The sequence below is a fragment of the Parviterribacter kavangonensis genome (assembly GCF_056863335.1).
This window is the reverse complement of the sequence record NZ_JBXPJA010000003.1, coordinates 743,306-762,045: the sequence shown is the minus strand read 5'-3', so window position 1 is coordinate 762,045 and position 18,740 is coordinate 743,306. Positions and strand designations below refer to the sequence as shown.

The window sequence follows — 18,740 nt, the reverse complement described above, 5'->3', positions numbered from 1 at the left end:
CGCGCTAGCGCCGCACGACCAGGCGATGACGCAGGGCGGCGAGATCGCTCCGGCCGAGGCCCTGCTGCAGCAGCCACCTCTCGATGCCGCCGGCCCGACCGCCGGCGGCATCGAGCACACGCTCGATCGCGCGCGCCGGCGCGGTGAGCAACTCGGACCGCGCCTCGAGCAGCCGCGCGACGTAGGCACGGTCCTCTTGTCCCAGCCGGGCGCCGTAGCGCGACACGACGCCGGACATGTTCGGGTCGGTCCGCACGTAGTCGGCGACGATCTCGTCGCGCCTCGCGCCCACCGCAGCGAGCGTCAACGCGACGACGACTCCGGTCCGGTCCTTCCCGGCGGAGCAGTGCACCAGCACCGGGGCGGGCGCCCGCGCGATCAGCCGGAGCACTTCGACCAGCGATCCCGGGACGTCGAGGATCTCGTCGTAGATCGCCTCGAGGTCAGACGGCACGTTGTCGTGCAGTGAGGCCTCGACGGCGTTGGCGGCTCGCAGCAGCGGAACCGCGACGATCTCCGTTGCCGGCCCCGCCAGCGGATGAGGGTCGTCGCCCTCGCCCGGCGAGCGCAGATCGATGACGAGCGCGGGGGGCCAGCCGATCTGCTCCGGCTCCACGTCGCCCGCATACGGAGCGTCCCCACGCAGCAGCACGCCGGCGCGGACCCGTTCTCCGTCGTACGTCGAGATGCCGCCGACGTCGCGCAGGTTCTGCATGCGCCGCGGAGGGGCAGCGAATCGACACTCGGAAACAAGCGCCATCTCGCTGTCAACCTATCAGCTAGAGTACGCCCAGTCATGTATTCGACGATCCGTCAGCGATTCGAGCGAGGATTCGGATGCCCATCGCGCTCACCGAAGAGCAGCAGTCATTCGTAGAAGCGTTGCGCGACTTCTGTCGGCGGGAAGCGGGTACGCACGAGCAGCGGCTGGGTCTCGCCAAGCCCGAGGAACATGGCCATAGCGCAGCCGTATACGGCAAGCTCGCCGAGCTCGGCTACCTCGGCGCGTGCGTGCCGGAGGAGTACGGCGGCAGCGGTGGCGGCGCCGTCGACATGTGCCTGCTCATCGAGGAAGTGCATAGGGGCCTTCTCCCGCTCGCCGGGATGGGCGTGTCGCTGATCGTCGGCGGCGCGTACGAGCGCTTCGGCTCCGAGGAGCAGAAGGACGACATCCTCCGCGGCATCGCGGAGGGCACTGTCGAGTGCATCGCGATGAGCGAGCCCGGGGCCGGATCGGACGTGGGCAGCCTCACGTGCAGGGCCGAACGAGACGACGGCCACTACGTCATCAACGGCCAGAAGACCTGGATCTCGGCGGCGCACGTCGCGAAGCACATCCTCCTCATCGCCCGCACCGACTCGGGCGCGAGCAAGCACGAGGGGCTGTCGATGATCTCCGTTCCCACTGACGCGCCGGGCGTGGAGATCCGCGGGATCGAGACGATGGGCGGCCGCGAGGTCAATGACGTCTACTTCACCGACTGCGCCGTCCCCGCCGAATCACTGGTCGGCACCCCCGGCGACGGCTGGCGCCAGCTCATGGCGGGCCTGAACCACGAGCGCCTCATCATCGCCGCGCAGGCCATCGCGATGGCCCAGCGCTCGTTCGCAGACGCGCTGCAGTACGTCAAGGAGCGCAAGCAGTTCGGCCGGCCGATCGGCACCTTCCAGTCTCTCGCGCACCGGATCGCCGACCTCGCCACGGAGATCGAGTGCTGCCGCCTGATGATTTACGACCTCGCACGCCACGTCGACGCGAACCCCGGCAAGACGTTCCCGCGGGAGGCGTCGATGGCGAAGCTCAAGAGCACGGAGCTTGCCAAGCGCGTCGCCCTCGAGGGCATGCAGATGATGGGCGGGTACGGCTACGCCAGCGAGTACGAGATGGAAGCGCACGTCCGGCGCGCCCTGGTGATGCCGATCGTCGGCGGCACCAGCGAGATCCAGCGCCAGATCATCGCCAGCACGTACGGGCTGTAGGCATGAGCGACAAGCGGGGCGTCGCGGTCGTGACCGGGGCGGGGAGCGGGATCGGCCGCGCGACGAGCCTCCGGCTTCTACGGGACGGATACGACGTCGTCTGTGCCGATCTCAACGAGGCGTCAGGGAAGGAGACCGCCACGATCGCCGCCGATCTCCCCGGGCGCGCTGCCTTCGTTCGCGTCGACGTGAGCGCCGAAGCGGATGTCGATGCCGCGGTCGAGATCGCTGAGCGCTTCGGTCCGCTGACGCTCATGGTCAACAACGCGGGCATCGGAGGAGCCTTCGGCCGTCTGGCCGACACGGACGTCGCCGATTGGGACCAGACGTTCGCCGTCCTCATGCGCGGCGTGTTCCTGGGCACCCGCGCGGCGGCCCGCGCGTTCGCGCGGTCCGGCGCCGGCGGCGTCGTGGTCAACGTCGCGTCCGTCGCGGCGTACAGCGGCGCGGTCGCGCCGCACGCCTACTCCGCGGCCAAGGCAGCGGTCGTCAACTTCACGCGGTCCGCCGCGATGGAGCTGGCGGGCGATCGCGTACGGGTCGTCGCCGTGAGCCCCGGCGTCCTTGCGACGGCGCTGTCCACGTCATCGCGCGAGGCGTACCTGGCAGCGCTCGACGACGCACAGCCGTGGCCGTCGCACGGCACACCCGACGACGTGGCGAGCGTCATCGCGTTCTTGGCCGGCGACGACGCGCGCTTCGTCACGGGAACCGACCTCGTCGTGGACGGCGGGCTGATCGCTGCCGGCCCGGGATCCGACTTCCTGAGCCGGCTCGGCATCAATCCGCGCGGGGCGTCCGGCATGGACCACGGGACGACGGGCCGCTCGATCGTCGTCCGGCGCCCTCCCAGCGTTCGCTGAGCACGCCGACCCGACGCCATGGCGACGGTCGCCGCCTGCGCGGCACAACGGGCGTCAGGACGAGAAGCCGCGCGTCCCGGATTCGCGCTCGCGCTTCCCGCCGCCGTTGCGGGCCGACTGACCCGTCGGATCGTTCGGCGCGCGTAGCCGCGCCGAGGGGGGCTGCGCCTTGAAGGTGCGCGCTTCAGCCGCCGTGAGAGGTGTGACCGTACAGGGCTTCATCGTCGACTCCGTAGTCGTGGATCCGCGCTAAGGTATCGCTCCGTCAGCTCGCTGTCAATCTGATATCTACTGACGTGGTGTTGACATTTCCGTGCGGTCACCGTAGGCTCGCGACGTTCGAGTGGTCGACCCGCGAAATGTTCTGTGCCTGAGATCTCACCGGCAAGGTGGCGATCGTCACCGGCGGCGCGAGCGGCATCGGTCGCGGGACCGTCGAGGCGTTCGTCGCCGAGGGCGCGAAGGTGATCATCGCGGACATCCAGGATGAGCCCGGGGACCGCCTCGCGGAGGACCTCGGCGGGAACGCCGTCTGCGTTCACTGCGACGTCCGCGAGGAGGAGCAGATCGCGGCAGCCGTGGACGCCGCTGTCGCAGCATTCGGCCGGCTCGATGTGATGTTCAACAACGCCGGCCACGCAGGCGATCGCTCGCCCATCGCCGACGTCACGTGCGACGGCTTCCTCGAGACGACGCGGCTGCTGGCGTGGTCTGTTCTGGCCGGCCACAAGCACGCCGTGCGCCAGTTCCGGAGCCAGGGTTCGGGCGGCTCGATCATCAGCACGTCCAGCATCGGAGCCCTGCAAGGAGGGTTTTCGCCGATCGGCTACGTCGCCGCGAAGGCGGCCATCCTCGGGATCGTGCGTCAAGCCACCTTCGAGTTCGGCGCGGAAGGGATCCGATCGAACGCCATCATCCCCGGCGCCATCGCCAGCCCCATCTTCGCGGGCGCCTTCGGCGTTCCGGCCGAGCAGGCTGACGAGTTCACCGAGCACGTGGCCGCGCCCCTCAAGGGAGTACCCGATCGGGAGGGTCGGGGTGCCGTCCGACATCGCCGGCGCGGCGATCTACCTCGCAAGCGATCTCTCCACGTTCGTCAGCGGCACGTCGATCCTGGTCGACGCCGGCATCACCAGCGTCAACATGGGCGGCACCACGGAGGTCACGGCCGGCGAGCGCAGCATCACCACGAACGTCGGCAGTACCACCCGCGTCTTCCTCGAAGCGGCCGATGAGGTCGCGCGGACGAAGGCCGAGACCGGCCGAGACAGCCGCTAGCGAGACACGGCCAGAAAGCAGGCAGCATCATGGCGAGACTCAGCAACAAGGTGGCGCTGGTGACCGGCGGTGCGCGGGGATCGGCGCGGCGACCGTCGACGCGATCGTCGCGGAGGGCGGCAAGGTCGTGTTCGGCGATGTCCTCGACGACGAAGGCGCCGCCCTCGAGCAGCGCATCGCGTCCGACGACGCGGTCTTCACGCACCTCGACGTCACCGACGCGGCGGACTGGGACGCGGCCGTGGAGCTCACCGTCGAGCGCTTCGGAGCGCTGAACGTCCTCATCAACAACGCGGGCATCACCAACAACAGGCTCCTGGAGGACTACTCGGTCGAAGACTGGGACCGGATCCTCGACATCAACCTCAAGAGCGCGTTCCTCGGCATCAAGGCCGCGACGCCCCACCTCAAGGCGTCGGCTCCCTCTTCCGTCATCAACATCTCGTCGGCAGCAGGCCTCGTCGGCTTCCCGGCGATCCACGGATACACAGCCTCGAAGTTCGGGATCCGTGGTCTCACGAAGTCGGTCGCGAGCGAGCTCGGGCCGTTCAACGTGCGCTCGAACTCGGTGCACCCGGGCTCGATCCTCACGCCGATGCTCGAGGGCATCGACCCCAGCACGGCCAGCGGAGCTCTCGGTCGCGTCGCCGAACCCAGCGAAGTCGCCGCCCTGCTCGTCTTCCTCGCCAGAGATGAGTCGTCGTACATCACCGCGGCGGAGGTTCCCGTCGACGCCGGCCTGGTCTTCACCCACGGGAACGTCCTCGATCCCGCGTGATTGACGTTTTGTGCTGCCTCTGACACCGTGTCCTTTCCTGGGTCGACGATCTCGCAGCGGAGCAACGACGTGAGCGGCAACCGCCAAGTCCTCGTCGCGGCCACTTCTGACGGACTCATCGACGAGAGCCACTTCCGCGTCGTCGACGGTGACGTCCCGACCCTCCGCTCGGGCGAGGTTCTCGTGCGGAACATCGTGATCTCGCTGGACGCGGCCAATCGTCTCTGGTTCGGCGCGAACGAGGCGTACGAGGACAGCTCGATGAGCGGCATGAAGCCGGTGTCGGAGGCGGACGATGCCCCCGCAGAGGACGACATGCCGCTCGAGGTCTCGCGGCTGGCGCAGCCACTGCGCGACTCGCGCAAGGGTCTGCTCCGGCCCGGCGACGTGATGGACGCGTTCACCGTGTCGGAAGTGGTCGATGCGAACGGGACGGACCTCTCGGACGGCGATCTGGTGCACTGCGTCGCCGCAGGAGTACGCGGCCGTGCCGGCCCGCTGGGCCAGGCCGTTCGAGCCCCTCGCTCCGCTCACCCTCCACGCAGGGCTGATGGGCTGCTCCGGCCTCGCCGGCTACTTCGGCGTGCAGGATGTCGCCAAGCCTGCGCTGGGCGAGACGTTCCTCGTCTCCGCTGCTCTCGGAGGCGTCGGCAGCATCGCGGGCCAGGTGGCGCGCCTGCGCGGCGCGCGCGTGGTCGGCATCGTCGGATCCGAGGAGAAGGCCCGGTTCCTGGAGCAGGATCTCGGCTTCGACGCGGGCGTGAACTACCGCAGCGACGACTTCGAGGCGCAGCTCGCCGCGGCCTGCCCCGACGGCGTCGTTTCGTACTTCGACAACGTCGCCGGCCCCATCCTCGACCTCGTGCTCACCCATCACATGAACGAGGGTGGTCGCGTCGCCTGCTGTGGCGCCGTCTCGCAGTACAACAAGGAGCACGTCGGGCCGTCCAGCGTCCCGCTGATCCTCGTGATCAAACGCGCGAGCCTGCTGGGCATCAACTTCGTCTACTACGGGCCCCGCTTCCCCCAGGCCGAGCGCCACCTCACCGAACTCGTCGCGGAGGGCAAGATCCGTCAGATCGACACCGTGACCGAGGGGCTCGAAAGCGCGCCCGCGGCGATGGTCGACCTCCAGACCGGCCGCAGCTTCGGCAAGCGACTCGTCAGGGTCGCGCCGGACCCGGCCGGTGTGCCGCGCGACCGCGCCACCGCCCCCGCGCTGGCGCCCTGAGCGGATGGGGCGCCTGGACGGCAAGACCGCGATCGTGACGGGGCAGCTTAGGGCCTCGGTGAGGCGATCGCGAGGCGGTTCGCCCACGATGGGGCATCGTGCCTGATCGTGGATGTCGAAGAGGACCGTGCCCGCGGCGTCGCCGACGAGCTCGGCGACGCGGTCGATGTGCACCGCGCCGACGTCACGAGGGAGGGCGACATCGCCGCGTCCGTCGATGCGGCGGTCGCACGCTGGGGCCGCGTCGACATCATGGTCAACAACGCCGGCATCCTCGGGCCGCTCGAGTCGATCGCGACCACCGACACGGACGAGTGGGACCGCACGATCGCGGTGGATCTCCGCGGCGTGTTTCTGGGATGCAAGCACGCGGCGCGGGTCATGATCCCGCGGCGCAGCGGCGTGATCCTCAACACAGCCAGCACGGCCGGCCTCCAGGGAGGCCTGGCTCCCGCCGCGTACACCGCCGCGAAACACGCGGTGATCGGGCTGACGAAGGCCGTCGCGGTCGAGCTCGTCGCGCACGACATCCGCGTCAACGCCGTAGCGCCCGGATCGCACTTGACGCCGCTGCTCGCCTCCGTCCTCACCGGTCGGGCGGATGACATGGCCGGCGCCCGCGCGGTCCTGGAAGTGGTGTCGCCACAGCGCAGGGCCGCAACCGCGGACGACGTCGCGGCCGCCTTCGCGTTCCTTGCCGATGACGAGGCCTGGTTCGCCAACGGCACCTGCTTCGTGGTCGACGGCGCCAACGAGGTGCTAGACGGCCGGATCCGGGCGCGTCTCTAGCGCGACGAGGCCAGGCCGGCTGCTCAGGGAGCGACGGAGAGGCTCGCCAGGAAGCTCTCCAGGTGAGCGCCGAACGCGTCGTTGTCGTCCCCGGCGATCATGTGTCCCGCGCCGCGCACGTTCACGCTCCTCGCCCCGGGGACGAGGTGCTGCATATGAGCGACGCCCTCGTCAGTCACGACGTCGGAGCGCAGGCCACGTACCACGAGCAGAGGAACGGCGAGCGACCGCGCCGCCGCTTCGAGCCGCTCGCGCCGGATGCGGCGCTGCGGCTCATCGTCGATCCGCGTGAACGCCGGGTCCCAGTGCCAGTACCAGCGGCCGTCGGCACGCTGCCGGACGTTCTTGCGCAGGCCGTCGAGTCGCTTCGGGCGCGGCCGGAGCGGGTTGTACGCCGCGATGGCGTCGGCGACCTCCTCGAGCGACGCGAAGCCGTCGCGACGCGCGTTGAGGAAGGAGCGGATGCGCTCGACCCCGTCCTGCTCGACGCGGATCACCACGTCCACCAAGACGATGCCCCGCACGAGCGACGGCGCCTCACTGGCGGTGAGCAGCGCTGTCATGCCGCCGAGCGACGCCCCGACGAGGACTGCGGGCCGACCGAGCGAGACGAGGAACTTCGTGGTGTCGCGAGCGAAGGCGTCGAGCGTGTAGTCGGCGCCTGTGTGCCAGTCGCTGTCGCCATGTCCGCGCAGGTCCAGCGTGTACACGACGTGGCCGGCGCGCGCCAGACGGTCGGCAGTGCGGTCCCACGAGTGCCGCGTCTGACCGCCCCCGTGCAGCAGCACGACCGTAACGCCGTCGCCGGTCGTCATCCACTCGTCGGCGACCAGGCGGACGTCGTCTCCGGCGACCTCGAAGCGCCGGACCGCCGGCGCGTCGTCAGGAGCCGCGGCGGCGCGCAAACGACGTCAGGCCGACCGGGCGCCGACTGCGGACGCCGAGGCCGGATCGGCCGCCACGGCGGTCTCCTGCTGGCGTTGCACGACCTCGTGGTACTCGCGGACGATGTCCTCGAGGACGTCGACGGCACGGCGCCGCTCGTGCAGCGATCCGATCACCTGCCCGGCAGGGTACGTCACGAGCTTGGACCCGCCCTGCCCGCCGACGCGGGCGTCGTTGTATATCTTCGCGATCGCGTCAGCGGTGAGGAACGCCTGGGCGGGCATGGGAAGCGTACGCGGCGCCCCGGGCTGCTCCCAGGCCTTCGTCCAAGCGGAGGCGAGCATCCGCTGGGGCTTCCCCGAGACGGACCGGGAGCGGACCGCGTCGCGCGAGCGCGCCTCGAAGATGCGACTCCGCAGCGCGTCGTGGATCTCCGCCTCCTCCGTCGAGAGCCAGACCGAGCCGAGCCAGACGCCCTGTGCGCCGAGTGCTATCGCGGCCGCCGCCTGTCGACCCGTCGCGATCCCACCGGCCGCGATGACCGGAGCCGGAGCGACGGCATCGACGACCTGCGGGACGAGCACCATCGTCGAGATCTCGCCGGTGTGACCGCCCGCCTCCGTGCCCTGCGCGACGATGATGTCGGCGCCCGCTTCGCGGTGCGTGAGCGCCTGCTCCGGTGCGCCGACGAGACCGGCGATCAGGATGTTCCGCGTGCGGCACTCCGCCACGACCTCCGGCGGAGGCGGGCCGAGCGCCGTTGCCAGCAGCCGGAGCGGGTACTTCAGTGCGACCTCGAAGAGACGCGCGTTGCCGTCCGCGAGGAACTCGCGCATCAGCTCGGCGCGCCGCTGCGTGTGCTGCCCCTCCGTAGCCGGGATGTGGTGCTGCTCGAGCAGGGTCTCCACGAACTTCACGTGCTCCGCGGGAAGCGCCGACTTGAACTCCTCGAGCGAAGCGTCCGCCGCCGGACCGGCGCTCGCAGGCACGACGAAGTCGACGCCGAACGACCGACCCGCCACGCGCTCGGTGATGGCCGCCAGGTCCTTGTCCAGCTCGGCCGGCGTGCGATCGGCAGCGCCGAGGACGCCCATCCCGCCGGCGTTCGTCACGGCAACCACCACGTCGACTGAGTGGCTGAACGCGAAAACCGGGGACTGGATGTCGAGCTGGTCGCAAAGGGCGGTACGCATAAGGGGCCTCACTGACTCACGCCTAGGCGAGCCAGACTAACGCATTGTCTAAGAATTCGTCAACCCGCCAGCGAACTGCTGGCGCGCCGACCGGAACGCGCGGCGTCGACGAGGGAGGCCGGAGGCGCGAACCGCTCCCCGTAACGTGCTGCGAGCTCCTGCGCGCGCTCGACGAAGCGTCCGGCTCCGCCCGGGTAGCCGTCGATGTACTGGATCACGCCGCCGGTCCACGACGGGTACCCGATGCCGAGCAGAGAGCCGACGTTGGCGTCCGCGGTCGAGCGGAGCACGCCTTCGTCCAGACACCGCACCGCCTCGAGCGCCTCGGCGAAGAGCAGTCGCTCCTTCATGTCCTCGAAGGGAACGGGCTCGCCCGTCGGGGGGAAGTGCTCGGCGAGCCCCGGCCACAGCGTTGTCCGCCGCCCATCCTCGTAGTCGTAGAACCCGGCGCCGTCGACGCGGCCCGTACGGCCAAGCTCGTCGATCAGGCGGTTCATGACGGCCTCGGCGGGATGCTCGGTCCACGTCTGGCCGGCCGCCTCGGTCGCTGCGCGCGTCTCGCGACGGACCTTGCGCGGGAGCGTCAGCGTGGTCTCGTCCAGAAGCTGGAGCGGCGGGACCGGGTAGCCGGCTTGGCGCGCGGCCTGCTCGATCGACGTGGCCGCGCAGCCCTCGCCGAGCATGGCGAGCGCCTCGTCGAGGTACTTGCCGATGACGCGGCTGGTGAAGAAGCCTCGGCTGTCGTTGACCACGATCGTCGTCTTGCCCAGCTGCGTACCGACGTCGATCGTCCGCGCAAGCGTCGCGTCGCTCGTCTCCGGCCCGACGACGATCTCGAGCAGCGGCATCCGGTCGACCGGTGAGAAGAAATGGGTGCCGATAAAGTTCTCCGGGCGACGTAGCTCGGCGCCCAGCTCGGTGATCGGCAAGGTCGACGTGTTGGAGCACAGCAGCGCGTCGTCATCGAGCGCCGCCTCGAGCTCCGCGAAGATCCGGCGCTTGAGCTGGGGGTCCTCGAACACGGCCTCGATCACGACGTCGCAGCCCGCGAACTCGGACAGCTCGCTGGTCGTCGAGATGCGGCCGACGAGCTCGTCGGCCTTCTCGCGCGACAGCCGACCGCGTTCGACCTCCTTCGCGACCTTGCCGATGGCGTAGGACTTCCCGCGGTCGGCCTGCTCGAGCGAGACGTCGCCAAGCATGACGTCGATTCCCTGGCGCGCTGCCTGGTAGGCGATCCCGGCGCCCATCATCCCCGCGCCCACTACACCGAGCTTCGTGGCAGTGAAGCGGTCGTAGCCGCTCGGCCGGCTGGCGCCCGACTTCACGGCCTGCATGTCGAAGAACGTGCGCATCATGTTCTTCGCCACCGGTCCTGTGACGAGCTCGACGAAGTATCGGCTCTCGACGATCAGCGCCTGGTCGAGCGTGAGATGCGCTCCCTCGACAGCAGCGGCGAGGATGGCCGAGGGCGCCGGCAGGTTGGCGCCGCCCAGGCGCAACCGGAGCTGCGCGGTGTAGGGCGCCATCGACGCTGCGAACTCCGAGTCGAGCATGGTGCCGCCGGGCACCTTGTAGCCCTTGACGTCCCACGGCTGGACCGGCTCGGGCTCCGTGGAGATCCAGGCCTTGGCGGCGTCCAGCAGCTCGTCGGGCGAGTCGACGACCTCGTCGATCAGCCCAAGCGCGAGCGCCGCGGCCGGCCGGTGCCGCTGCCCCTCGAGGAGCAGGTGCTCAAGCGCCGGCTTGACGCCCATGAGCCGTACCGTCCGGACGACACCACCGCCCCCGGGCAGCAGGCCGAGCGTGACCTCCGGCAGGCCCACGACGCAACCGCGGACGTCCGCCGCGATCCTGCGGTGACACGCGAGCGCCAGCTCGTACCCGCCGCCCAGCGCTGCGCCGTTGATGGCGGCGACGACAGGAACGCCCAACGTCTCGAGGCGCCGGAGCTGCGCCTTGATCCGCGTGAGGTTCGCGTGGATCGCGGGAGCGTCCTCGGGACGCGACTCGATCATCTCGTTGAGGTCACCGCCAGCGAAGAAGGTCTTCTTGGCGGAGGAGATCACCACGCCGGCGATCTCTTCGCGAACGGCTTCGAGCCGGTCGACGGTCGAGACGAGCGACTCGACGAACGCGGCGCTCATCGTGTTCGCGGCCTGGTTCGGGGCGTCGAGGACGAGGGTGACGACGCGGTCGTCGTCCTCCTCCCAGCGGATGCAGACGTTCTCGGCGGTAGCGGTCATGGTGGCTGTACTCGCTTGGGTCGTGAGGCGTCTGCTAGACGCGCTCGATGAGGGTCGCGATGCCCATGCCGCCGCCGACGCAGAGCGTGACGACGGCGCGGCGCAGGTTGCGGCGCTCGAGCTCGTCGAGCGTGACGCCGATCAGCATCGCCCCGGTCGCGCCGAGAGGATGCCCCATGGCAATCGCGCCACCGTGGACGTTTAGCTTCTCGTCGGGGATGTTCAGGTCCTTCTGGAACTTGAGGACCACCGAGGCGAAGGCCTCGTTGAGCTCGAAGAGATCGATGTCGTCGACAGTCAGCCCGGCGCGGTCGAGCAGCTTCTCCGTCGCCGGCTTCGGGCCGGTGAGCATGATCGTCGGCTCCGACCCGGCGACGGCGGTCGCGACGATGCGGCCGCGCGGCGTGAGTCCCATCTCCGCGCCCGCCTTGTCCGAGCCGACGAGTACGAGCGCGGCGCCGTCGACGATGCCCGACGAGTTGCCGGCCGTGTGCACGTGATCGATGCGGTCGACCCAGTGGTACTTCTGCAGAGCCACGGCGTCGAAGCCGCCCTTCTCGCCGGGGACCTTGAACGACGCCGGAAGCTTGCCGAGCGACTCGACGGTGCTGCCGGGCCGGATGTGCTCGTCACGATCGAGCACGGTGATCCCGTTCTGGTCCGTAACCGGCACGACGGAGCGGGCGAAGTGGCCGTTCTCCCACGCGGCGGTCGCGCGCTCCTGAGAGCGGGCGGCGAAGGCGTCGACGTCCTCGCGCGAGAAGCCTTCCATGGTGGCGATGAGGTCCGCACCGATGCCCTGTGGGACGAAGTAGCCCTCGTACATCGTGCGCGGGTCGGTCATGTAGGCGCCGCCGTCGCTGCCCATCCGGACGCGTGACATCGACTCGACGCCGCCGCCGATCACGAGCTCGTCCCAGCCCGATTTAACCTTCTGTGCGGCCGTGTTGACGGCTTCGAGACCCGACGCGCAGTAGCGGTTGATCTGCACGCCGCAGACACGGTCGGGAAGACCGGCGGCCATAGCCGCCGTCTTGGCGATGTCCGAGCCCTGTTCGCCGGTCGGGGTGACGCAGCCGAGGACGACGTCGTCGATGCGCTCGGTGTCGAGCGACGGGTGCCGACGCCGGAGCTCGTCGATGAGCCCGACCACGAGCGAGATCGGCTTGACGCTGTTGAGGGACCCATCCTGCTTGCCGCGGCCGCGCGGCGTGCGGATCGCTTCGTAGATCAGGGCCTCGGTGCTCATGCTGGCCTCCGTCATTCTGTTCGACACTGCGCTAGAGATTGACGCAGTGTATCGCCATTCGCAGTTCGCTAGCGCCAATCCACGCGGAGCCGCGACAGGCGCAGGGTCGCGATCCGCCACCCTTCGTCGGTGAGCTCGTACGTCTCGTGGTAGTGGCCGAAGCCGTGCATCGCCGAGACCGGCGCGCCCGCCGGGTACCAGGTGTAGTCCTCCATCGGCCAGACGACGCTGGCCTCCGTGTCGCTCTCGAAGCCGATCTCTGGTGCGTAAACGTGGTGTGCGGACGTGACGGGCTCCATCGCGACGCGACAGAACGCGACGATCTGGTCGCGGCCGACAATCGGCCACTCCACGCCGGCGGTCAGGCTCTCAAGGACGTCCGCCGCGACGGTGCCGTTGACGCGGCGCTCGCCCGTCACGGGGTCAGTCCCGAACTGCAATCCCCGCATCTCGAACGTGGCGTTCACGGCGAACGCGGACCCGAAGCGATCCCAGTCCTTCGTGTCCACGCCACGGCAGTAGCGGGCCTTCGCCTGCTTGATCTCCTCGGACGCCATGGCACGCGCGAGCGCATCCGCCGCGTTCATCTCAGCGTGCGCCATCGGGACCTCCGGTCGCCGGTTCGAGCTTGAAGATCGGCAGCTTCCGATCGGTGTTCTTCGTGTAGTCGGCGTAGTCCTCGTGCGCAGCGACGAAGCGCGCGAAGAGGCGCTCCCACTCCCGCTCGTCCGTGATCTCGTGCGCTCTGACCGTCTGCGCGCGGTCCTTCACCGTCAGCGTGGCGACAGGGTTGGCCCGGAGGTTGTGGACCCAGGCGGGATGCGTCGGCCCGCCGGCGTTGGACCCGATGATGATCCAGCGGTCGTCGGCCCGGACAGAGAGCAGCGGCCATGTCCGGAGCTTGCCGGTCTTCCGGCCCCTCGTCGTCAGGAGCACCAGGTCACCGCCGCGGAGCGTGTTCCAGACCCGCCCCTTGGTCGCCTTGTAGACGAACATGTTGGACTTGCTGAACGCCAACTTGATCGCCCGGCCGAGGACCGGGCCCCTGATGGCGACCGCGATCGAGTGGTATACGCGCTTCATACGAGACCCCTTGGCTGCCGGGCCAGTTGCAGTGAACGACCGCTCCACTATAGTACAGGGCGTCATTATCTGGCTAGTTGTCCGGGGAGCGACGCTCCGGGAGGGCTTATGGAATTCGGGCTTTTCAACCAAGCGGCGGTCTGGAGCGGCCAGTTCAACGACCCGGCGGCCGAGCACGAGTCGCTGATGACGGACGTCGCGCTGATCCAGCACGCCGACAAGGTCGGATTCAAGTACGCGTGGTGCGCCGAGCATCACGCCCTGGCCGCCTATTCCCACATGTCCGCGAGCGAGTCGTTCATCCCCTACGTCCTCGCGAAGACCGAGCGCATCCACGTCGGCTCGGGCATCTGGCCGCTCAACCCGATCACGAACCACCCCGTCCGACTGGCGGAGCGCGTTGCGATGATCGACCACCTCTCGGAGGGCCGCTTCGAGTTCGGAACCGGCCGCGGCGCCGGCAGCTGGGAGATCGGCACCTTCGGGCTGGCCCCGGAGGAGACGAAGGCCAACTGGGACGAGGTCATCTGGGAGCTCAAGAAGATCTGGGAGGGTGTCGACCCTCGCATGACACCGGACGGCACCGGCTACAGCCACGACGGGAAGGCGTTCTCGGTGCCGGAGCGGGGCATCTACCCGAAGCCCTTCGGCGGCGGGAAGACCCACCCGCCGATGTGGTGCGCCGTCGGCAATCTGCCGACGTTCGAGAAGGCCGCGAAGCATGGTCTCGGCGCACTCGGCTTCAGCTTCCTGGTCGCGGGTCTGGACGACCTCAAGCCCTACGTCGACCTGTACAAGGAGACGGTCGCGAAGGCTGAGCCGGCCGGCCAGTACGTCAACGACAACTTCCTCGTCGCGACGATCTGCCTCTGCCTCGAAGACGGAGACGAAGCGCGTCGCGCCATGGCCTCCTCGCGCTTCATGGAGCTGCTCTCCTACATCTTCCTCTACCACGACAGCTTCCCGCCGCACCCGACGATCAAGCCGTGGCCCGAGATCGGCCCCGACCTCACCGTCGAGGCGGTCGACGCGATGATCCAGGCCAAGGCGCTCATCTGCGGGAGCCCAGACGAGGTCATCGAGCAGATCAAGGACTACGAGGCGCTCGGCATCGACCAGCTCGCCTTCGCGACGCCCATGGGACTCCCGCTTGGCGTCGCCAAGGAGTCGCTCAGCGTCTTCGCGGACAAGGTCATGCCGCACTTCGACAAGGACCCGGTCCACCGCACGACGCACATGCGCAACGGCACGAAGCCAGCCGATGTCGCAGCCACCGCCTGACGTGACGGGCGTCAGCGCGCTCGGCGGCATCCACCACTTCGCACGCGTCGTGGTGAATGCCGACGGCGCCTGCGCCCGGTACGAGGACGTGCTCGGCTGGCGCCGGATCGTCGACGCCACACTGGAGGGCGAGGACGCAGCGCGCGGCGGGTTCCTGCTCGGCGTTCCGGGCGCAGCGCGGATGCGCATGGTCATGGCACAGAGCCCACACGCTGCCCTCGGCCTCCTCGAGCTGGTCGAGATCCGGGATCAGAACGAGAACGTGCTCGCCGAGGGCCTGGAGGTCTTGTCGTTCCTCGTCGACGATGCCGACCGCGAGTGGGACGTGCTTCAGCAGCGAGGGCTCACCCCGGTCGGTCCTCCGGAGGACCACCGGCTCGGCGGGTGGAGCGTGCGCGCCGCGACGGCGAGGACGGGCCCGGAGGAGCTGGTGGAAGTCATGCAGCTTCTCGACAAACCGACGAAAGGCGACCGATGACACAGACGACCATGGCGGGCGACACGCGCGCGCTGATCTCCCGGTTCTACGCGGCCGGGATGGCCGGCGACGTTGAGACGTTCTTCGCCTGCCTTGATCCCGACGTCGAGGTGCACGAGCCGTCCTACCTGCCGTACGGCGGCGTCTACCGCGGCGTGGAAGGCTTCCAGCGGCTGTTCGCCGCTGCCTCCGCCGTCGTCGACATCCCGAACCTCGAGATCGAGAACCTCATCGCCGACGGGAACCGAGCGTCCGTCGTTCTGCGGACGCGGCTGGTCGCAACCGGTGAGCCGCTGATCATCACCGAGGAGTGGGCCGTTCGAGACGGCCTCGTCGTCTTCGGTCGCATCTCCTGGTACGACCCGTCGCCCCTACTGGCTCGATCGCCGGCCTAGACACCCGAGGCGCGGCGTAGGTCGGCGCCTCTCGAGGTCAGGTCGGGCTCATGCGCAGGGCGCCGTCGAGCCGGATCGTGTCGCCATTGAGCATGCCGTTCTGGACGATGTGCGCGACGAGCGAGGCGTACTCCGCCGGGTCGCCGAGTCGAGACGGGTGCGGAATCGCGGCCGCGAGCGACGCCCGCACGTCTTCGCTGAGGGTTCCCAAGAGCGGCGTCTCGAAGGTCCCCGGGGCGATCGTCATGACCCGGATGTTCAGCCGCGCCAGATCTCGCGCGACCGGCACGGTCATCCCAACGATGCCGCCCTTCGACGCCGAGTACGCGGCTTGGCCGATCTGGCCCTCGAACGCCGCCACGGATGCTGTGTTCACGACGACACCGCGATCGCCGTCGAGTGGCTCGTTGTGCTGCATCGCCGCCGCGGCGATGCGGATGACGTTGAACGTCCCCACGAGGTTGATGTCGATGGTCCGCTGGAAGTCCTCGAGCGGCAGCGGCCCGGAGCGTCCGACCGTCCGACCCGGCGTGCCCATCCCGGCGCAGTTGACGAGGATCCGGAACTCACCAAGGCGCGTCGCAGCCTCGACGGCGCGTGTCACGCTCTCCTCGTCGCGAACGTCGGCCGCGACGAAGGTGAACCCGCTGCCGGCGATGCGCTCCTCCGTACCGAGCAGGTCCAGCACGACGATCTGTGCCCCTTCCTCGGCCAGCCGCTGAGCCGTGGCCAGCCCGAGCCCGGAGGTTCCGCCGGTGACCAGCGCGGTGGTGCCGTCGATCTGCATCTCGTCGTCTCCCTGTCCTTCGGTGTTTTGGATCGGCCTCAGACGGCCGCGGCCGAGCGCTCCGCCGCGAGCCGTCCGAGGGTCTGGCGGTGATGAGATCCACCACCGAGGTGCGCCGCCATCAGCTGGGCGCGCTTGTACAGCCAGTGCACATCGGACTCCCAGGCGAAGCCGACGCCGCCGTGGAGCTGGATGGCGCCGGCGGTCGTCTCGCGCGCGCCGTCGGATGCGGTCGCCTTCGCAAGCGCGGCGGCTTCGGCCAGCCGCTCGTCCGCGGCGTCGGCCGCCCAGGCAGCGAAGTAGACGGCCGAGCGAGCCGACTCGACGTGGAGCAGCATCTGCGCACAGCGATGGGCAACGGCTTGGAACGACCCGACCGGCCGGCCGAACTGCTTGCGCTCGCGGACGTACTCCACGGTCATGTCGAGCGCGCGCTGCGCGACACCGACGAGCTCCGCTGCGGCGAGCGTCGCGGCTAGCGCCAGCGGTTCCCGGAGGTCGCCGCCGAGCGTCTCATGCATGCCGTGTCCGACGGCGCGGGCATACCGCCTGGTGGGATCGATCGTCGCGACGGCATCGACCGTTCCCTGACCGGCCAGCCCCGCCTCGCGGACGTCGAGCAGCACGATGACGTCGGCACCAACGCCATCGGGGATCAGCTCGGGCGCTCCGGCCGCGCCGCGTAGCTCACCAGACGCGAGTCGCGGCAGCCAGCGGTCCCTCTGCTCCGCCGACCCTCCGCGGCCGATGACCGCGGCGGCCGACACCGTGCCGAGGAAGGGCACCGGTGCCAGGGCGTAGCCGAGCTCCTCGAGCAGCACGGCGAGCTCGACGTACCCGAGTCCCGCGCCGCCCCACTCTTCGGGGATGGCGATGCCGGGCCAGCCGAGCTCGCTGAGCTCCCGCTGGAGGGTGTCGTCGTGCGTGCCGGTCTCTGCCTGCGCGCGCACGCGCTCCCAGCCAGTGCGATCGGCGAGGAGGCTGCGAGCCGTGTCCTTGATCTCACGCTGGTCGTCGGTGAACCCGAAGTGCACGGTCAGCCCGCCTTCGGAAGGCCGAGTACGCGCTCGGCGACGATGTTCTTGAGGATCTCAGAGGTGCCGCCTTCGATCGTGTTCCCACGCGCGCGAAGGAGCTCGTACGCCCACGTCGCGTCGTGCGTCAGGGCGGCGGGGCCGAGCACGTCGATCGCGAACTGCGTCATGAGTTGGTTCGTCTCGCTCCACATGAGCTTCACCAGCGACCCTTCCGGGCCCGGCTGGCCGAAGCGCTCGATGCTCGCCAGGCCGCGGTAGGCGGTGAGGCGCAGCAGCTCTGCGCGGGCATGGAGGTCGCCGACGCGCTCGCGGACGCCGTCGTGGTCGAGGAGGCCGGCCGCCGCGACCTCCCGCGTGAGGTCCTCGAGCAGCATGCGCAGGCGAACCTGAAGGAAGAACCCCAGACCCGAGCGCTCGTTCATGAGCGTGGTGAGCGCGACCCTCCAGCCGTTCCCTTCGCCGCCCAGGACGTTCTCGGCCGGGATCCGCGCCTCTTCAAGGAACAGCTCGTTGAACTCGTTCTCGCCAGTGATCTGCCGCAGCGGCCGTACCTCGACGCCCGGCTGCTCCATGTCGAGCAGGAAGTACGTGAGGCCCTTGTGCTTGGGCGCTTCGCGATCGGTACGCGCGACGAGCATGCACCACTTCGCGTACTGCGCGTTCGACGTCCACACCTTCTGCCCGGTGACGAGCCAGTCGTCGCCGTCGCGCACCGCGCGGCATTTGAGGCTGGCGAGATCGCTACCCGCCTCAGGCTCCGAGAAGCCCTGGCACCAGATCTCGTCGCCGGAGAGGATCGGCTCGAGGTACCGCTCCTTCTGCTCGGGCGTCCCCCACTCCATGATCGTGGGGCCCGCCAGAAGTAGGCCGAGGACGTTCGCCGGTAGCGGGCGTCGCGCGCTACCAAGTTCCTCGAAGAAGATCGCCGACTCGGTCAGGGTCGCGCCGCGGCCGCCGTACTCCGGTGGCCAGTGGACGGCCGCCCAGCCGCCGTCATGCAGGCGCCGCTGCCAGTCGACGCGCCAGGCGAACTGCGCGTCCTCGTCGTGCTGCGGCTCGGTTCCGGGCGTGTTCGCAGCGAGCCACGCCCGCAGCTCGTCACGGAACTTGCGTTCTTCGGTGGTGAAGGTGAGATCCATGGTGAATGGCTGCGCGGGCCGGAGCTGGGGCTCCGGCCCGCGCGACGC

The 18,740-nt window shown here is 69.5% G+C and carries 18 protein-coding genes and 3 pseudogenes; 11 read left to right on the top strand and 10 right to left on the bottom strand.

Going from position 1 to position 18,740, the window contains the following annotated elements; genetic code table 11:
- Positions 1-4: 4 nt before the first annotated feature.
- On the bottom strand, positions 5-715 hold the full coding sequence (locus AC1UE4_RS23620; RefSeq protein WP_482919783.1) for a tyrosine-protein phosphatase: 711 nt from the start codon (positions 713-715) through the stop codon (positions 5-7).
- Positions 716-837: 122 nt separating this feature from the next.
- Between AC1UE4_RS23620 and AC1UE4_RS23615 the strand changes: the two genes are divergently transcribed.
- The 8 genes and pseudogenes from AC1UE4_RS23615 to AC1UE4_RS23580 all read left to right on the top strand — a co-directional run.
- The gene (locus tag AC1UE4_RS23615) at positions 838-1,980 is read left to right on the top strand and encodes an acyl-CoA dehydrogenase family protein (protein ID WP_482919782.1); all 1,143 of its coding nucleotides are present in this window, start codon (positions 838-840) and stop codon (positions 1,978-1,980) included.
- 2 nt (positions 1,981-1,982) lie between these two features.
- Entirely contained in the window at positions 1,983-2,843 is an 861-nt protein-coding gene (locus AC1UE4_RS23610) for an SDR family NAD(P)-dependent oxidoreductase (RefSeq protein ID WP_482919781.1), read from the top strand.
- 389 nt (positions 2,844-3,232) lie between these two features.
- Positions 3,233-3,760 (top strand): annotated as a pseudogene (locus AC1UE4_RS23605) (SDR family oxidoreductase); the annotation flags it as partial.
- Between the two features lie 121 nt (positions 3,761-3,881).
- The gene (locus AC1UE4_RS23600) at positions 3,882-4,121 is read left to right on the top strand and encodes an SDR family oxidoreductase (protein WP_482919780.1); all 240 of its coding nucleotides are present in this window, start codon (positions 3,882-3,884) and stop codon (positions 4,119-4,121) included.
- Between the two features lie 127 nt (positions 4,122-4,248).
- Positions 4,249-4,899: an SDR family oxidoreductase gene (locus tag AC1UE4_RS23595; protein ID WP_482919779.1), complete on the top strand. Its 651-nt coding sequence runs from the start codon at positions 4,249-4,251 to the stop codon at positions 4,897-4,899.
- A gap of 27 nt (positions 4,900-4,926) precedes the next feature.
- A pseudogene (locus AC1UE4_RS23590) lies at positions 4,927-5,142 on the top strand (hypothetical protein); the annotation flags it as partial.
- A gap of 307 nt (positions 5,143-5,449) precedes the next feature.
- On the top strand, positions 5,450-6,130 hold the full coding sequence (locus AC1UE4_RS23585) for a zinc-binding dehydrogenase (RefSeq protein WP_482919778.1): 681 nt from the start codon (positions 5,450-5,452) through the stop codon (positions 6,128-6,130).
- A 63-nt stretch (positions 6,131-6,193) separates the two neighbouring features.
- Positions 6,194-6,919: pseudogene (locus tag AC1UE4_RS23580) on the top strand (SDR family oxidoreductase); the annotation flags it as partial.
- 23 nt (positions 6,920-6,942) lie between these two features.
- On the opposite strand, the gene AC1UE4_RS23575 reads toward AC1UE4_RS23580, so the two are convergent.
- The 6 genes from AC1UE4_RS23575 to AC1UE4_RS23550 form a co-directional block, all read right to left on the bottom strand.
- The gene (locus AC1UE4_RS23575; RefSeq protein ID WP_482919777.1) at positions 6,943-7,824 is read right to left on the bottom strand and encodes an alpha/beta fold hydrolase; all 882 of its coding nucleotides are present in this window, start codon (positions 7,822-7,824) and stop codon (positions 6,943-6,945) included.
- A 6-nt stretch (positions 7,825-7,830) separates the two neighbouring features.
- Positions 7,831-8,997, bottom strand: coding sequence for a nitronate monooxygenase (locus AC1UE4_RS23570; RefSeq protein ID WP_482919776.1), 1,167 nt, complete (start codon positions 8,995-8,997; stop codon positions 7,831-7,833).
- Positions 8,998-9,056: 59 nt separating this feature from the next.
- A complete protein-coding gene (locus AC1UE4_RS23565) occupies positions 9,057-11,243 on the bottom strand; it encodes a 3-hydroxyacyl-CoA dehydrogenase NAD-binding domain-containing protein (protein WP_482919775.1) in 2,187 nt (728 codons plus the stop codon).
- 34 nt (positions 11,244-11,277) lie between these two features.
- On the bottom strand, positions 11,278-12,492 hold the full coding sequence (locus tag AC1UE4_RS23560) for an acetyl-CoA C-acetyltransferase (protein WP_482919774.1): 1,215 nt from the start codon (positions 12,490-12,492) through the stop codon (positions 11,278-11,280).
- Between the two features lie 68 nt (positions 12,493-12,560).
- Positions 12,561-13,094: a nuclear transport factor 2 family protein gene (locus AC1UE4_RS23555; protein ID WP_482919773.1), complete on the bottom strand. Its 534-nt coding sequence runs from the start codon at positions 13,092-13,094 to the stop codon at positions 12,561-12,563.
- Positions 13,081-13,575, bottom strand: coding sequence for a nitroreductase/quinone reductase family protein (locus tag AC1UE4_RS23550; RefSeq protein WP_482919772.1), 495 nt, complete (start codon positions 13,573-13,575; stop codon positions 13,081-13,083). The genes AC1UE4_RS23555 and AC1UE4_RS23550 overlap by 14 nt, the downstream gene beginning before the upstream one ends.
- Positions 13,576-13,683: 108 nt before the next feature.
- Between AC1UE4_RS23550 and AC1UE4_RS23545 the strand changes: the two genes are divergently transcribed.
- From AC1UE4_RS23545 to AC1UE4_RS23535, 3 genes are read left to right on the top strand one after another with little or no spacing between them, the layout of a single operon-like run.
- The gene (locus tag AC1UE4_RS23545) at positions 13,684-14,856 is read left to right on the top strand and encodes an LLM class flavin-dependent oxidoreductase (protein ID WP_482919771.1); all 1,173 of its coding nucleotides are present in this window, start codon (positions 13,684-13,686) and stop codon (positions 14,854-14,856) included.
- A 1-nt stretch (position 14,857) separates the two neighbouring features.
- Positions 14,858-15,334 (top strand): VOC family protein, encoded by a 477-nt coding sequence (locus AC1UE4_RS23540; protein ID WP_482919770.1) that lies wholly within the window; start codon positions 14,858-14,860, stop codon positions 15,332-15,334.
- A complete protein-coding gene (locus AC1UE4_RS23535; protein ID WP_482919769.1) occupies positions 15,331-15,729 on the top strand; it encodes a nuclear transport factor 2 family protein in 399 nt (132 codons plus the stop codon). The genes AC1UE4_RS23540 and AC1UE4_RS23535 overlap by 4 nt, the downstream gene beginning before the upstream one ends.
- 37 nt (positions 15,730-15,766) lie before the next feature.
- Here the strand turns inward: AC1UE4_RS23535 and AC1UE4_RS23530 are convergent, their stop codons facing one another.
- The 3 genes from AC1UE4_RS23530 to AC1UE4_RS23520 are packed head-to-tail and all read right to left on the bottom strand — an operon-like array spanning position 15,767 to position 18,692.
- A complete protein-coding gene (locus AC1UE4_RS23530; protein ID WP_482919768.1) occupies positions 15,767-16,516 on the bottom strand; it encodes an SDR family NAD(P)-dependent oxidoreductase in 750 nt (249 codons plus the stop codon).
- 38 nt (positions 16,517-16,554) lie between these two features.
- Positions 16,555-17,550 carry an acyl-CoA dehydrogenase family protein gene (locus AC1UE4_RS23525; RefSeq protein ID WP_482919767.1) on the bottom strand — a complete coding sequence of 332 codons (996 nt, stop codon included), beginning with the start codon at positions 17,548-17,550 and terminating at the stop codon, positions 16,555-16,557.
- A gap of 2 nt (positions 17,551-17,552) precedes the next feature.
- Positions 17,553-18,692, bottom strand: coding sequence for an acyl-CoA dehydrogenase family protein (locus tag AC1UE4_RS23520; RefSeq protein ID WP_482919766.1), 1,140 nt, complete (start codon positions 18,690-18,692; stop codon positions 17,553-17,555).
- Positions 18,693-18,740 lie beyond the last annotated feature (48 nt).

Excerpts from the sequence above, each read along its gene's own strand:
- AC1UE4_RS23620 (WP_482919783.1), bottom strand. The coding sequence starts at position 715 with ATGCAGAACCTGCGCGACGTCGGCGGCATCTCGACGTACGACGGAGAA.
- AC1UE4_RS23615 (WP_482919782.1), top strand. The coding sequence starts at position 838 with ATGCCCATCGCGCTCACCGAAGAGCAGCAGTCATTCGTAGAAGCGTTG.
- AC1UE4_RS23610 (WP_482919781.1), top strand. The coding sequence starts at position 1,983 with ATGAGCGACAAGCGGGGCGTCGCGGTCGTGACCGGGGCGGGGAGCGGG.
- AC1UE4_RS23585 (WP_482919778.1), top strand. The coding sequence starts at position 5,450 with ATGGGCTGCTCCGGCCTCGCCGGCTACTTCGGCGTGCAGGATGTCGCC.
- AC1UE4_RS23570 (WP_482919776.1), bottom strand. The coding sequence starts at position 8,997 with ATGCGTACCGCCCTTTGCGACCAGCTCGACATCCAGTCCCCGGTTTTC.
- AC1UE4_RS23565 (WP_482919775.1), bottom strand. The coding sequence starts at position 11,243 with ATGACCGCTACCGCCGAGAACGTCTGCATCCGCTGGGAGGAGGACGAC.
- AC1UE4_RS23560 (WP_482919774.1), bottom strand. The coding sequence starts at position 12,492 with ATGAGCACCGAGGCCCTGATCTACGAAGCGATCCGCACGCCGCGCGGC.
- AC1UE4_RS23555 (WP_482919773.1), bottom strand. The coding sequence starts at position 13,094 with ATGGCGCACGCTGAGATGAACGCGGCGGATGCGCTCGCGCGTGCCATG.
- AC1UE4_RS23550 (WP_482919772.1), bottom strand. The coding sequence starts at position 13,575 with ATGAAGCGCGTATACCACTCGATCGCGGTCGCCATCAGGGGCCCGGTC.
- AC1UE4_RS23545 (WP_482919771.1), top strand. The coding sequence starts at position 13,684 with ATGGAATTCGGGCTTTTCAACCAAGCGGCGGTCTGGAGCGGCCAGTTC.
- AC1UE4_RS23535 (WP_482919769.1), top strand. The coding sequence starts at position 15,331 with ATGACACAGACGACCATGGCGGGCGACACGCGCGCGCTGATCTCCCGG.
- AC1UE4_RS23530 (WP_482919768.1), bottom strand. The coding sequence starts at position 16,516 with ATGCAGATCGACGGCACCACCGCGCTGGTCACCGGCGGAACCTCCGGG.
- AC1UE4_RS23520 (WP_482919766.1), bottom strand. The coding sequence starts at position 18,692 with ATGGATCTCACCTTCACCACCGAAGAACGCAAGTTCCGTGACGAGCTG.